This is a genomic window from Shewanella sp. TB7-MNA-CIBAN-0143 (assembly GCF_040310065.1).
GTDB lineage: Bacteria > Pseudomonadota > Gammaproteobacteria > Enterobacterales > Shewanellaceae > Shewanella.
Window position 1 is genome coordinate 78,963 of record NZ_JBEOPL010000011.1, and the last position, 15,538, is coordinate 94,500.

The 15,538-nt window shown below is 43.3% G+C and carries 10 protein-coding genes; 1 reads left to right on the forward strand and 9 read right to left on the reverse strand.

Annotation, left to right across the window (positions count from 1 at the left end; translation table 11 throughout):
* The first annotated feature begins 15 nt into the window (after window positions 1–15).
* Complete coding sequence (locus tag AAEY97_RS10730) at window positions 16–486, forward strand: DTW domain-containing protein (protein ID WP_350998768.1); 471 nt, start codon at window positions 16–18, stop codon at window positions 484–486.
* Between the two features lie 75 nt (window positions 487–561).
* Here AAEY97_RS10730 and AAEY97_RS10735 read toward each other — a convergent pair whose 3' ends face one another.
* The 9 genes from AAEY97_RS10735 to AAEY97_RS10775 all read right to left on the reverse strand — a co-directional run bounded on the left by AAEY97_RS10735 (window position 562) and on the right by AAEY97_RS10775 (window position 15,471).
* Complete coding sequence (locus AAEY97_RS10735; protein WP_350998771.1) at window positions 562–3,195, reverse strand: glycoside hydrolase family 3 C-terminal domain-containing protein; 2,634 nt, start codon at window positions 3,193–3,195, stop codon at window positions 562–564.
* A 15-nt stretch (window positions 3,196–3,210) separates the two neighbouring features.
* Entirely contained in the window at window positions 3,211–3,972 is a 762-nt protein-coding gene (locus tag AAEY97_RS10740; RefSeq protein ID WP_162023482.1) for a DUF6445 family protein, read from the reverse strand.
* A 9-nt stretch (window positions 3,973–3,981) separates the two neighbouring features.
* A complete protein-coding gene (locus AAEY97_RS10745; protein WP_350998775.1) occupies window positions 3,982–5,469 on the reverse strand; it encodes a tryptophan halogenase family protein in 1,488 nt (495 codons plus the stop codon).
* A gap of 42 nt (window positions 5,470–5,511) precedes the next feature.
* The gene (locus AAEY97_RS10750) at window positions 5,512–6,531 is read right to left on the reverse strand and encodes a cupin-like domain-containing protein (protein ID WP_350979064.1); all 1,020 of its coding nucleotides are present in this window, start codon (window positions 6,529–6,531) and stop codon (window positions 5,512–5,514) included.
* A 5-nt stretch (window positions 6,532–6,536) separates the two neighbouring features.
* Complete coding sequence (locus tag AAEY97_RS10755) at window positions 6,537–7,259, reverse strand: SapC family protein (protein WP_011636785.1); 723 nt, start codon at window positions 7,257–7,259, stop codon at window positions 6,537–6,539.
* Between the two features lie 110 nt (window positions 7,260–7,369).
* On the reverse strand, window positions 7,370–8,947 hold the full coding sequence (locus AAEY97_RS10760; protein ID WP_350998778.1) for a tryptophan halogenase family protein: 1,578 nt from the start codon (window positions 8,945–8,947) through the stop codon (window positions 7,370–7,372).
* A 315-nt stretch (window positions 8,948–9,262) separates the two neighbouring features.
* Window positions 9,263–12,199, reverse strand: coding sequence for a TonB-dependent receptor (locus tag AAEY97_RS10765; RefSeq protein ID WP_162023478.1), 2,937 nt, complete (start codon window positions 12,197–12,199; stop codon window positions 9,263–9,265).
* Between the two features lie 874 nt (window positions 12,200–13,073).
* Window positions 13,074–14,087, reverse strand: a complete 1,014-nt coding sequence (locus AAEY97_RS10770; protein WP_350998781.1) for a LacI family DNA-binding transcriptional regulator — start codon at window positions 14,085–14,087, stop codon at window positions 13,074–13,076.
* 55 nt (window positions 14,088–14,142) lie between these two features.
* The gene (locus AAEY97_RS10775; RefSeq protein ID WP_350979061.1) at window positions 14,143–15,471 is read right to left on the reverse strand and encodes a glycoside-pentoside-hexuronide (GPH):cation symporter; all 1,329 of its coding nucleotides are present in this window, start codon (window positions 15,469–15,471) and stop codon (window positions 14,143–14,145) included.
* Window positions 15,472–15,538: the final 67 nt, after the last annotated feature.

Here is a 15,538-nt window from a genome sequence, read left to right on the forward strand (position 1 = left end):
GTTATTTTTAAAATTATGTTGAAAATTATTTTACTAACGCATTCACGAGAAATGGATCGTGCTAATAATACCGGCCAATTAGTCAAACACGTTTTAGGCGATAGCGCGCGGGTGGTTGAGTGGCACCGCAAACAGCCCGATGCTGAATTATTGGCTGCGATTGAAGCGGGTAAAGTAGGCTTAGTGTTTCCAAGTGATGACACTACGCAAGAGGCTGGTTTGTCATTAGCGTCGCCTGAATATTTAGTGATTATCGATGCCACTTGGCAAGAAGCGCGCAAAATTTTTAATCAGAGCCCTTATCTAAAGGAATTGCCTAAAGTGTCTTTAGTGAATCCACCTAAATCGATATACCCACTTAGGCGCAATCAAATTGAAGGTGGTTTATGCACAGCAGAATGTGTGGCATTACTGCTTAATCATGCGGGTGAAAGCGCATTATCGACAAGGTTAACCGAGCAACTGATGACATTTATTGAGCGTTAACGTTTGGAGCTGCCTGCGCCAACAGAATAATGTGGCGCAGGCAGTTGTTGGGTTATAAGAGACTAAGTTGAACCGCTAAGGTTTGGCTTTATGTTGATAGTCAAAGCGTTTACGCAAACGAATGTCGGCAACCGATGCGCCAATCATCACTTCAAACTGGCCTGATTCGGCTAACCAATTATTAGTGTTAACGTCCCAAAACGATAAGTCGCGTTGGGTTAGCGTAAAGCTAGCTGTTTTGCTTTCACCTGCCTTTAACCATAACTTATCAAAGCCTTTTAGCTCTTTTGCGGGACGCGGTACGCTGGCTTTAACGTCGTGCAAATACAATTGCACTACCTCGGCACCATCGACTTTACTGGTGTTAGTGACATCGACAGTAACTGTGATAGTGTCATCATTTGCAATGTCAGCGCTTGAAAGACGGATGTTGCTGTAATCAAATTGGCTGTAAGACAAGCCATGGCCAAAGGCAAATAACGGCGCAATATTTTGCTGTTCAAACCAGCGATAACCAATAAATACCCCTTCGCTATAAAGTGATTCAGTGGCGTTGTAATCGTTTAACGCTATTGGCGCAGTGTCGGTGAGCTTTTTCGGTAAGGTAATTGGCATTTTACCGCTAGGGTTTTGATTGCCCAATAACATATCCGCGTAAGCATTACCGGCTTCCATACCGCCATACCAGCCCCACACAACCGCTTTAGCGTTATCTGCCCACGGCATTTCTACCGCAGAACCGCCAATCATAAACACCACAGTATTTGGATTCACTTTGAGCAGTTTGGCGATGACCTCATCTTGTTGGCCAGGCAATACCATGTCAGGTCTGTCGATAGACTCGCGGTCATCAGCATGACTTAAGCCGCCAAAGTAGATCACCGCATCGGCTTTTTTAGCTGCCGCTAAATACTCTTGTTCGGTATTGTACAAACTGTTGGGTGTTTCCCAGCCTAAGGTGGCTTGCTTGTCGCCTTGGTAACGTAAGCTCACCGCGTAAGTTTCACCAGCAGTTAAGGTCATGGCTTTACTGATAACATGTCCTTGGTTTGCTTGGGTGCTGGCGATCAGCAGTGTATCGTTAATGTACAATGCCACTTGGCCGTCAGCTTTTATGTTAAAACTGTGGCTGCCCGTTTCGATAGGTTTGATGTTGGCTTTAATATCGACAAACTGTTTTTGGCCTTTGGCATTAAATTGCGGATCGGCTATCCATGATTCACTGGCGAGCTGGGTCATTTTGTTGTCATTGTAATAATTAATTTGCCACGATGGCGTGCCTGTCCAATGACGAGTGGTGAGATAGTCATTGGGTATCGGCATAAACTGGCTGCTGGCTGGACGCATTAGTTGAATGTCGACCTTGTCACCCAGTTTGGCTTTTAAACCCGCTAATGGGCTGATTTCGTAGAGTGCTTTAACTTCTGATGAGCCGCCACCAAATCCATGGCGTTTATCGGCATTGGGACCAAGTACCAAGACATGTTTAAGTTTGTCAGCGTGAAGCGGTAATACCTTGTTATCGTTTTTAAGTAATACAATGCCATTGGTGGCAAGTGTGCGAGCATCATCACGGTGAGCTTGAGTGTTACGCTCGCCGGATAAACGGTGTTTATCCATCATGCCGATGCTGAGTTGCACCCGTAAAATACGGCGGACTTTATCATCAAGTACCGATACTGGTACTTTACCAGCGTTAAGCATCTCGAGTAGCGGTTTTGCCATAAAGTAATCGTCAAAATCAGCGACATCTGTGCCCATTTCGATATCAAGGCCGTTCATGGCGGCATCATAAGTGTTGATGTCGACGTTCCAGTCGGTAAGTAACACCCCTTGAAAGCCCCATTCGCCTTTTAAGATAGTATTGACTAAGTGCTCGCTCTGATTGGCGTTAGTGCCTCTAAATTCGTTATAGGCGCCCATAATGGCATGTACGTTGGCTTGTTTTACCGCCGCTTCAAACGCTGGTAAATACACTTCACGCAAGGTGCGCTCATCAGGTTTGGCATTTACTTTTGTGCGGTTTAGCTCTTGGGTATTAAGGGCATAATGCTTTACGGTGGCGCCGACATCATTGGCCTGAATCGCTTTAATTTCGGGCACTACTAAGCTAGCTGCTAAAAATGGGTCTTCACCCATGTATTCAAAGTTACGCCCATATAACGGTAGGCGCGCGAGGTTTACACCAGGGCCCAAAATAAGATCTTTATTGCGATGACGTGCTTCGGCGCCAAGCACATTGCCGTGCAGCGTGGCCATGTTGAGATCCCAACTGGCGGCGATGGCAGTTAATGGCGGTAAATAAGTTGAGTAATCGTTAGTCCATCCTGCGGGTGCCCATGAGTTGCGATCGATCTCATAGCGCACACCGTGTGGGCCGTCTGACATCCACATTTCATGTATGCCTACGCGCTCAATAGCAGGTATGTGAAACTTGCCCGCAGCATGCACTAATGACACTTTTTCCTCTAAGGTTAATTGAGGCAATAAGCGGTTAATGTCATCTTCGACTTGGCTGATACGCTCGCCAATACGCAGCTTTTCATTATCTGGTAACACCGTTAATGCATGTAAGGTTTGTGGGGTAATCGTTGGGTGTGCCGCCAGTGCAGCGTGGCTGACACCTAAGCATATAAGTGATGAAACACATGCTGTAAGCGCTTTCTTTTTATTATTTGACGAGATGTTGCCGTGCTGTGGCTTAGCCATAACGAGGTCCCTGTGTTATTTGAAATTGATAAAGATATTCGCGGTTAGTCGTCCTGTTTTAGGACTGCTGTCGATGTCGGTTGCTGGGTTGACTAACGTCGAGTGGAGTAGGTTACCGGGATATATGACTAAACGATTTGGCCGATATTGAACCTGATGATAAAGGGTGTAGTGATCATTACTATCGACCACATAATCAGGCGTCAGCGCTTGTTGTGCATCGACAACCGGCTGTGCCTGATTAAAGTAATGGTCAATGTTGTGTGGTGTTATCTGTTCATATTGCGTGGCGTTATGGCGAAAAAATCCAGTATCCCCATGAGCACCATCATTGAGATAGTGCAAAATCGCAAAATAGTGCGGGTCTGGGGTGTCAAAGTGTGGCATGCATTGCAGCGGCAATAAACGTTTTGCAGGCTTGTCGATAACCGAAAACACGCATTGTTGGGGCTTTAAGCGTAACGAGTGTGACACCTTGTAGGTATCGTATATTAACTGGTATACCGCATTAATCACGTCGATTACATATTGCTTGGGCAGCGATGCGCGCTGCCCTGGATAGTATGAACCTTGGTCTTGATTAAATTGACTATCATCTATCGCAATATCGATTAGCGGCGAAAGATCAGCTCCAAAGTCATCAATGATAATCACCGGCGTTTGCTGTAGGCCAATAAACTCAATGTGGGGCGTAAATGGCCCCACCTTGATAATACTCTTGCTTGATAGAGTATTCTTGCTTGATATCGTTTGGTTGTTCGATGAGTCGGTTGTCATGTTACAACCTTACATGCTGGCTGATTTACAGTAATGCTGCACAAAATCATGGTGCGCTGGCAAGGTATCAACTTTACGTTTTACCGTTGCTTTAATGCTGTTTAAAAAGCTGGTTAATTCCGCTTCGTCCATCATGTCGACAATAGGATGATATTCTTTTGGCATTAAGCCTTGGCCCATCATCACTTGTATCCACGAGCTTTCACCAAACAATTCATTGCCGTATTTATAGACTTTGCCTGATTGGCTGAACATGTCGATACGATGTTGTAATGAAGCTGGAATTGGCATGTTTTTACAGTAACGCCAAAAGCGACTGTCTTCGCGATCAGTGACCTTGTAATGCAAAATAATAAAGTCGCGAATGTTATCCATTTCAACTTTAGTTTGTTGATTGAATTCAGCAATATCGGTATCTATAATGCCTTGCGACGGGAACAGCTGTAATAGGCGCACTATGCTGCGTTGGATCATATGAATGCTGGTGGACTCTAATGGCTCTAAAAAGCCGGCAGCTAACCCTATTGCTATACAGTTTTTGTTCCAATGTTGACGACGAGTACCCGTTTTAAACTTAATCACCCGAGGTTGATTGATCGGCGCGCCTTCAATGTTATTGAGCAATAATTCAGTCGCATCAGCATCAGAAATGTATTTACTGCAAAACACTAAACCATTGCCGGTGCGGGTTTGCAACGGAATACGCCATTGCCAACCAGACTCACGGGCAATCGAGCGAGTATATGGAATTGGTTTTTGAACCGCTTCAGTTTGTACTGCTATCGCACTGTCGCACGGTAACCAGTGGCTCCAATCTTCAAAGCCAGTGTTTAAGGTTTGCTCAATAAGCAACGCTTTAAATCCGGTGCAGTCGATAAATAAATCGCCTTCAATTAACGCGCCATTTTCAAGCTTTAACGCGCGGATATTACCCGTGTCGTCGTGTTGTAATACGTCGGCGATTTTACCTTCGATGCGGGTCATGCCATGGTGTTCGGCAAATTTACGTAAAAATTTAGCGTAAAGGCTCGCATCCATATGGTAAGCATGGTTGTAATCTTGATTGGGTAGCACGGCAAATCGCCCTTGGCGAGCGGCTAAATGCTCGGTGCAATAGTCGCCAATGTCACTTACTAGGCCTTGTTGTTTGCCCTTAAGCCAAAAGTGTTGAAAGCCACAAGCCCAGCAGTCTTTACCTAAAAAGCCAAATGAATGCAGGTAGTCTTTGTTGACGTCATGCCAGTTTTCAAACTGGATACCGAGCTTGAAGGTAGCATTAGTGGCCGCCATAACATCTTGTTCTTTTAAGCCCAGTAAACGATGGAAAATATGCAAAGTTGGAATGGTTGCTTCACCGACACCAACAGTGCCAATTTCGTCAGATTCTACTAATACAATTTCAAGATTTTTGCCCAACAGTTTGCTAAAGGCGGCTGCGGCCATCCAACCTGCGGTTCCACCACCGGCAATGACAACTTTTTTGATTGATTTATTCATCTTGGGCATCCTGTTTGGCTTGATATCTTGCTGTGTTCAGCATTATCGTTTTAATTTATTGATTAAGTCTGCGCGTATTTTGCGGGCCGTTAATTCGTCCAATGGCTTAGTTTGCATGCCTTTCACATTGTCGGGAATATGACTGTCATCGACATCATCATGATCGAAAATGTAGTGTTCGAATATCGATTTCCATGCTTGGCGCTGAGCTTTAGGCAGAGAGCGTAAGCTTAATATGCTGTGCAATAAGGCATTGTTAGGGCGGCCTAAAAAGCCTGGAGTATCGCGCCACCAGTGGGTAATGAGTACGTTAAAATCATCGACGCCGCGAACATGGTGCCACCACATGCTGGGAATAAATAACACATCACCAGGGCTTAGCTCTGCTGTTAGGCTGGCGTCTAATGCCTGCTGAAAACGCGGGAAACGTTCAAAGTCGGGGTTCGCCATATCAACGAGACTGATGTCTTGGCCACCGGGTGCCAGTTCCATTGGGCCAACATACAAATTACTAATTTGTTCGGGTGGGAATAGGGTAAAGGTACGTTTTCCGACCACGTTACACGCTAGGTTTAGCGGAAAGTCATAATGAGCAGCGACCTTGGTTTGATTGCCCAACCAAATACTGGTTAAGGGTTGCATGGGCGCTAAATCTAAACTGTTTTGTGCCCCTAAACCGGGTAAACATTGGTGAATGTCGGTCGAGCCCATGTACATTCCCGCAGGCATGTCTTTAATCATTTCTTGGCTTAATCGGTCAAGCAGTTGATTAAAGTCCAATCGGCCAGCTTGATAATTAAAACCATCAAGTTGTTCATTGTAAAACACTCTACCGTGTTGTTCTGGCGGGACATAATACGCTGTTACTGGCATACCTTGATAAAACTGGCGCAGGTAAGTCATTGCGCTTTCTGTAGACTCTAATCCTGCTTGGACTAACGGCCAATGGCGACACAATCCCTTAAATACCATAGGTTTGTCGGCATCACGGATTAAATCAATGACACTCTCTAATGTACATTCATTGATGTGTTCGACGTGCTGAGTCTGGGCCGTTGTCATCACTATTAACCTTGAGCATTCTTGAGATTAAGTAAGTCTCGTACATTGCTTTGCGAGGCTAATGTCATGTAAATGGCTTGCAAGTAACCTTGCTGATGTAGCTTTGCTAATGCGTCAGCAGACAACCCGGCTAAGGTTTCTTCATTGATGGTATAAAAACCGATCATCTGATTTTTTTGACCGTTGTCTAACTCAATATCTAAAGTGAAGGATTCTAGCAATTGATGTTCAATCAAGGCATCGACAAAGCGTTGACCATCTTGTAAACCATGATGGATGACCTCGAGAATTTCGCCGACTTCATCGAGTAATGGGGTGTTACCACCGTAAGGTAAAAACAAGGCTTCACCCTCGGTTTCGCTGACTCTAGGGTGGTCTAAGTCCACATGAATAACGCGTTGCTGACGTTCTACACCATCTTCTAGTACGGTTTGTTGGCCAATTAGAAAAGGTTGGCGACGCACAGTAAGCGGCACGTATGATGCGCTCCAACCTTGATCGCTTAAAAACACGTTGTCATTCTGCTGAAAACCAAAAAGTGCCACCGCGTAAAACTGACCTGTGGCAGTATCTTTATGAAAAAAGATCGGGTAGTGGGCTTGCACGCTGCGAAACTCTTGCGGAAATGTCACGCTATACCAAAGGTTATCGCCTAGTGCAGCAGAGCGATGAGTCATCACTTTTACGTCTTTATGTTCAATGCTGTTTAGTAATACATGTTGGCTCATTTTAATGTCCTATCTTATTCGTTCAAATACGTCGTATTTTTATGATTATTGTAAGTGAATTTTGTCTGTAATCTTATTTGCGTTGTTATCGTGATTATTTATGTCATGTCTTAAAGCTTAGGGAAACCATATTGCGCAACTTTATCGAGTAACTCGCGATTACTCGGCAGGTTTTTAGCAAGCGCTTGGGTGCGCTGTTGATTGTCATTAAACAGTCGCTGTGCCAATTGTTGCATTGACGGTTTCACATGATTGGGCAATTGGGTGTTATAGCCCATGCCATAAAGTACATATTGAAAACTGGCTGCCGGAAATAAGGCTTCTTTATAACTAATATCTTGTTGGCTCGGTGTTTGATAACGCCATAATTCGAGCATGGCTTGTAAGCTGTCGGGGATTGAGTTTGACTCACGATGGTCACGCCAATAACCATCAGCTTCACGTCGGCTTATCACATAATGCAGCTTTAAAAAGTCGATAATTTGTTGCCAGTGTAGTTGATAGCGCTCGTTAACACGCGTAGCAATCGTGTCCATCACCATACGATTGGGTGGTAATTGTTGGGCTAAGGTAGATGCAGTCCATTCTATTAATGCCAAAGCCGACGCTTCTAATGGTTCGATAAAGCCTGCTGCCATCCCGATAGCAATACAGTTATTTTGCCAGCATTTAGCACGATACCCAGGGTTAATCGTCAGTTGTCTCGGTTCCAATTTGTCAGCTGCAGCGCCATCAACACCGAGATAATTAAACAATGTTTGCTGTGCATCTATGTCATTGGTATGGCTTGATGAATATACATAGCCGACACCTTTACGCGTTGGTAGGCCTATATCCCAAATCCAACCGTTTGACTGTGCAGTTGAGTGTGTGCAAGACGCAATAGGGCTATTTGCATCGGTGTAGGGGACTTGTATCGCTAGTGCGCGATCATTGAAAAGCACCGATTTTTGACATAAAAAAGGCACTTGCAAGTGTTCACCTAACAGTAGAGATTTTGCGCCGGTGCAGTCGATAAATAACTGGCCACTGATTTCGCCATGTTGTTTAGTGATCAGCTTGTCGATGTCGCCATGATCGTTATTAATAATTTGACTGACATGGTCGCGAATATGGGTGACGCCGAGTTTTTGAGTGCAATGCTCTGTGAGTAACTGACTAAACTTAGCGGCATTAAGGTGGTAGCCGTAGTTATTTTGAAAATGATACTGAGCAGTGGCAATGCTTTTGGGGGCTAAACCAAGCTGAGTTAATACTTGCTGGCTACAAACGGCTTCGGCAAAGCTGACTTGTTCGGCATGAGGCAGCCAATATTGGCATAAGTCGAGTTTTTGGTGACCGTGGGGCAAACTAAAGGGATGTAAATAGCTGTCAGTGACCTTGCTTTGTGGGTCTGCACACCAATTGATAAACCGAGAGCCCTGTTTAAAGCTAGCATCACATTGGCGAATAAAGTCGTTCTCATCGATACCAATTTTGCTCAGGGTTGAGCGCATTGAAGGCCAAGTGCCTTCACCTACGCCAATAGTGGCCACATCCGGTGATTCGATTAAAGTAATATTGAGTTTGGGAGAGTGAGCTAAAACACCGTTATCAACATTATGTTCAGCGGCCAACAAACCGGCAGTTATCCAACCAGCTGTACCGCCTCCAACGATGACTATTTCGGTTATTGGTTTTTGCATCATCTTTACCTACGCTTTTGGCGTGATTATTATTTTTATTCTGATGAATCTAAAAATCTGATTGCTTAAAGAACACATTAACTAGCATTCAATAAAATGTCAGCACATTCAAGTAATAGTTTTTTTATGTTTTGCGTGTATGGTTTCAAACAACTAGGCGTAAAAAATAGTAACGTCCTTGTTACTCAATATGTTGCAATAAAAGGAGGTGACAAAGGCTGGCACCTCAACGACCTGAAAGGGAACTTGAGTGAATTCCGTCTAACACTGGGGTATTAGCCGAAATATCACTCAATGACTATTGCATTACGCTATAGGCTAGAAAGTGTAGCGAGCACCTAAACTATAACGAGCGCCGGTTTCGGTTAGGTTTAACACTTGCTCTTCTGCACGACCGTGAACACGGATGTACTCTTCAGTAATGTTAAGTCCTTCGAAAAACACGGTTAAGCCTTCAACAGATTCGACATCATAACTAACAGACAAATCGATTTGCGAGTAAGCTTCTGTGTACTGTGGGTTAGCGCCAGTACCTTGACCTGTAGAGTTTAAGAACTCATCACGCCAGTTGTATGCGATACGAGCTTGGAAACCATAATTCTCGTACACCAATACCGCATTAGCAGTGTCACTGATACCGATTAATGCTGACTGTGCATCAAATGAGAAGTTGTCGTAAGCCTGATCACTATCAACCAAGGTGTAGTTGGCTATTACACCAAATCCGCTTTCGCCGAAGAAGTGTTGAGCCGCAAACTCCCAACCATCAATGACTGAGTTATTAGAGCTATTTGATGGCGTTGAAATATTAAAGTTCAACAATTCATCATTATTAGCTGCACTGCCGCTAATAATTTGATTGGTGGCATCTACAGCAGCATTATCAGCATAATTTGCGAAAATATAATCACGAACAGCGCCAGCTTCAGTTGTCCCCGTTGCGGCCACAGCAGCTTTATATAAATCACCAGATGCTGGGTTATAAATGCCGTTTGTGGTTTTAACTGTTTCAGAACTGATAAAGTTTTTAGTGTCTTTACGGAAGTATCCAACAGACACGTAGCTTGATGGGGCGTAATACCACTCAGCAGAGAAGTCGATATTTTCAGACTCGAGCGGCAATAATGTAGGGTTACCTGCAGAACCACCACCATTACTTCTATTGGCAAGCGTCGCTAATACCGTACCGCCTTGAATATCTGTGTAGCTAGGACGACCAATGGTTTCACTGTATGCCGCACGAAGCATGACATCTTCTACTACTTCAATATTAAAGTTGAAGCTTGGTAGTAAATAGTCGTAATCACCGGTTTTAGTTTCAAATACTTGTTCACCAGTACCCACTAATGCAATTTCAGTTTCAGCAATCCAATTTGCGCCATCGTATCCTGCAACGGCAGCGGTCGAGGTGACATCAGTTTGCTCATAACGAAGTCCGAAATGCACGTCATATGGCATGCCGGCAATTTCATTATCGTAGTTGTACTGTACATAAACGGCTTGTGATTCTTCTTCAGTATAACGGTCAGTTTCAGCAGCATAATTAGTAGAAGGGCAGAAGCCATTACCACAATCACCGCTTACTGCAGAAGCATAGTTTGCTGCTGCAAAATCACGTACTGATGCAAAATCCCACATGAAAATGGTATCTAAAACGTCGAAGTTACCGTCTGACAGAGAGAAATCGCCGCCATTAGCGTCAAATTTGTCATGAATGGTATCAGCTGGGAACCATGCATCTTCAAAGTCACCTGCAGAACCTACGCCACCCCAATCGTTACGCTGAACGTTGACGCTTTGTGAGTGGTTGTTAACGTTAGTTAGCGCTACACCAAAGTCGATGCTACCTGCATCTTCAAATAAGTATTCACCGTCAAATTGGTATTGATCAATTTCAGACTTATTACGTGCGTTACCAAAAACAGAACCGGTAAGCATCATGTCTGCAGGCGTCACTGCATTACCACCACCAACAGCAAGCACTGGTAAGTCACCGCTAAAGTCAGTTGCCGCGCTGGTACGCACAAACGCTGCAGTACTTAAATTGTTGTTTGAACCATAAAGGTTGTTTGGTTTGTTTTCCGCAACCGAGTTGTGCGCATCAAATGTCAGCTTTAAGTTATCTGTTGCTTGCCACTCAAGGTTAAAACCTAAAGAACCACTTTCGTTACGTACGCCATAATCACCAGCCGCCATAGATAAATCAGCAGGTGAACCATAAGTTTCAGAATAAATAAGTGGTGAGGCGATAGGGCCATCAGACCATACGTTTTCAGACGGAACGAAGTTAAACCATGCTGATACGTCATTCGATTGAGTGTCGATGTCGTTACGCATGTAGGTATAATCTAAGCTTGCGACTACGCTATCAACAGGGCTGTACTGTAATACTAACTGGCCGTTAGTACGGGTACGTTGTTGTTCTTCAAAACGATAAACAGTGGTTTGCGGAACTGAATAAATATCGCTATCACCAGGACGATTAACTTGGGTGCTGTCTTTAGCAACGCCGCCCCAATCACTGTTGTCAGCAGAACCTGGGAAGCTACGCCAGCCGGTGCCGACCTGTGCTTGTTGGTTGCCACTTTCACGCTCTTGATAACTGGCCGAGAGTGAAATACCAAATTTATCATCAGCAAACGTGTTTGAGTATAAACCTGATAACTCAGGGGTAACTGAGCCATTATCGGTTGATTGATCATCAACTGCTTTTACACCAAATGTGGCTTTTAAGCCCGGAGAGCTGAATGGCTTATGCGTTAAAATATCAATAGTAGAACCAATACCACCGGTTGAATCTGAAGCTTGGCTAGTTTTGTGTACTTCAACACCACTGATACTTTCAGAAGCGATGTTAGCAAAATCAAATGAGCGCGAACCTGTAGTCACAGGCATTTGACGACCATTGAGGGTGATCAAGTTGTAGTCTGGACCAAAACCACGCACGGATACTTTACTGCCTTCACCGTTAGAACGGTCAATCGATACACCAGTAATACGCTGTAACGATTCCGCTAGGTTGGTATCAGGAAACTTACCAATGTCTTCAGCTGAAATAGAGTCAACGACTCCACTTGATGAACGTTTCACATCCATTGATTTAATTAAACTGCCACGAATACCAGTAACCGATATTACTTCGATATTTTCTTCACTTGCTTCATCAGCAGCATAGGCTGGTAACATACTGCTCACACCAAGCACTAGCGATAAACTGGTCGCAAGCTTAGTTTTTGTAAATTTTGTTGTTTTCATCTAGGAAATCCCCATTGACTAGATTTTACTTCTCTCAATATTGCGGGTTAGGCGCAAATCGTTTTTTTAATTCTCTATCCACGCAGTAATCATTATTTATAATTGTAGGGTTATAAAACATCTAATGTAAGCGCTTACATAAAACTAGTGTAAAATGTGACCGCAGTCAACAAAAACAAGTTCGAATTATTACATTTCATTAACTCAGATGTAGATTTATTTATACTTAATGTTGTTATCTATTGTTTTTAAATGTTTTTAATTTAATGTTTATTTCCGCACTAAAATGTAAGCGCTTTCTTTTGTGGGTTAGATTGTTACCAATTATATTTATGACTTATCTTATTATTGGGCTCGAATAAGGTGTGCTCAGAGGCATAAGCTAAGGTGTTGTCATGTATTTGGGTGGCATGGTTGTCAATCAATAGGGTTAACACTCTCGCCTTTGACTTCATCCTATTACTATCATCAGCGCTGGCTCGTTCAATATAGATACCTTATTAAAGCAACAATGGTGGTGAAGGTTTTACATTGAATGTTAGAGACGTTGAACTATTATATTGTTTGGTGAAAAGGGGAGCTGATAAGTGACTTGAACATGCCAGTAATCACCTAGCTCAGGTAATCGTAATAATGTCAGTCGTGAGCAGGTATTGGAGTTTCCCTTAAATACTGAGTGTTATGTTAGCGGTGAATATGTGAGAGGCTTACTTGTTATTAGTGGGTCGTATCAAAAATCAAATGTTAATAGTTATTACACTCGTTAATAGTTGCTGTATTAGCTAATAGCGACTGCATTATGAGCCAATACCGTTGCTAAATAACATGAACAATTAATGATATATGCTCATGTTATCTGCCTTGTAAATTCAAGTTATTGACTTTTTAGGTTAACCGCTTTGGCTGAATCACGAATAAATAATTCTGGCTGAAATGAGCGTTCAATTACCACGTCTTTATTGTTGTAAACTTGTCGAAGTACCCAGCGAGCGGCCATTTTACCCATCTCGTTAATGGGGTTACTGACGGTAGATAATTTAGGTGAAATATATTGCGGGAAAGGGATATTATCGTAACCGATAAATGAAATATCTTCCGGAACACGCAATCCATGCTCCAAACACACAGCAATAGCGCCTGAGGCCATCTGATCATTAGCACACACTACAGCTGTGATGGGTTTGTTCAATGACAACAAATATTCCATAGCATTACTCCCACCAAGCTCACGAAAGTCTCCTTCATAACAAAGTGTGTCATCAAACGGAATATGGTATTGCTGTAATGCTCTTTTATGGCCTTTTAAGCGATCACGAACATCGAGTTTAAACAGTGGCCCTGAGATATAGGCGAGGTGTTTATGACCAAGAGATAAAATGTGTTCTGTTGCCATGAAACCACCTTGTTCATTTTCAAGATAAACACAGCGTTCCTTAATCGAATCGATATAGCGGTTAATAAATACCACCGGCGTTGAACCTTTACTGAGCTCGATTAGGTAATCGTCTGATACCGCTTCAACATCCAAAATTAATGCATCACAGCCGCGACTCATTAAAAACTCAACCCCTTCTTTTTCTTGTTTCTCGTCACTATGACCAGCAGCAATAATCACGTGCTTGTTAGCTGTTCTAAGGGCTGTTTCAATTTCGGTCATCATGGGACCGTAAAAAGGACCGTCAAGCTGAGACACCAAAACCCCGACACTGTTTGAACAGTTCGAGGCGAGTGACTGTGCAATCGTATTAGGTCGGTAACCTAACGCTTTCATTGCATCGAGTACTTTTTGTTTGGTTTTATCGCTTACTTTGGTGTTGTTGTTCATGACTCGGGACACAGTCGCCAGAGACACACCAGCCATCACTGATACATCGTAAATAGTTGCCATATAATGAGTATTAAAAAGCCGTCTTGGAGCACATGGCTCCAAGATTAACATGCTTTTATTTTGCTTCTCTATTTAATTCTAAGTGAATTTGGTCCACTTTTTGATTATCTAAAGTGTACCAGCGCATTACAAAAGCCACGACTAAAGATCCAATCGCAGGGTAAATAGTGAATGATAATAATATACCTTGCTGAGTATGCTCCGTTTGCAGGGTATCAGGCTGATAACCATAACCCGCTAATAACCACCCCGCAGAAGCACCACCAATGGCAACACCCAGTTTGATAAAGAAAATCACTGAGGAATAAATCATCCCGGTAATGCGTACGCCATTTTTATATTGGCCATAATCGACAACATCAGCCATTTTTGCCCAAAGTAATGGGGTGGCCATGTTGAACGTAAAGCCCCAGATAATAAACATTCCAAAGGCGAGCACGACTTGATCGCTAGGTACAAAGTAGCTCACTACGCACATCGCTGCCGCAAGCAGTTGCAAAGTGATATAAGCTTTGACCTTACAAAAGCGTTTAGCCAAAGGTTCTGCTAAAATACAGCCAAATATATTGCCAACCATACCCAGAGTGATAAATAGGGTGATGGAGTCAGGCATGTTAAGGAAATATTTAACGTAGTAAATCGCTAAGCTAGTGCGTAACACCATGCCTGATAATAAACACACTGCCGCAATAGCTAACACACGCCATTGGTCATTTTTGAGCATATCGGTAAAGTCTTTCTTAAAGCTAGACTGTTGATCCGCTGGCGGGTGTAAACGCTCTTTAGTACCCCAAAAACAGGCAAGAAACATCGCAACACCCAAAACGCTCATGGCGGCAATAGTCAGTTGGTAACCTTTGGCTTGATCGCCTTCACCTAAAAATTCTACTAGGGGTAAGGTTAAACCTGATACCAATAAACCACCGAGCATTGCAAATACAAAACGGTAAGATTGTACTGACACTCGCTCTTTTGGGTCGGCTGTTAACACGCCGCCTAATGCACAATATGGGATATTAATGGCGGTGTAGACCATCATGAGTGCGGTATAAGTAACGAAGGCATAAATCATTTTGCCGTCTTCAGTTAAATCAGGAGTAGTAAAGGCTAAAACACTGATAAAACCAAAGGGTAGGGCAAACCATAATAGGTAGGGTCTAAACTTACCCCAACGGGTATTGGTTCTATCTGCCAACGCGCCCATCAATGGGTCGGTGACCGCATCAATTAAGCGTACAGCTAGAAACATGGTGCCGACAAATGCTGGCGAAATACCGAAAATGTCGGTATAGAAAAAGGTTAAAAACAGCATAACAGTTTGGAAAACAATATTACTGGCAGTGTCCCCGAGCCCGTAAGCTATTTTTTCTCTGGTGCTTATCATACATGCCTCAATTGTTGTTATTTGTTAAAATGATGCAACTGTTTGAATAGAACAAAGCCGTTTTATA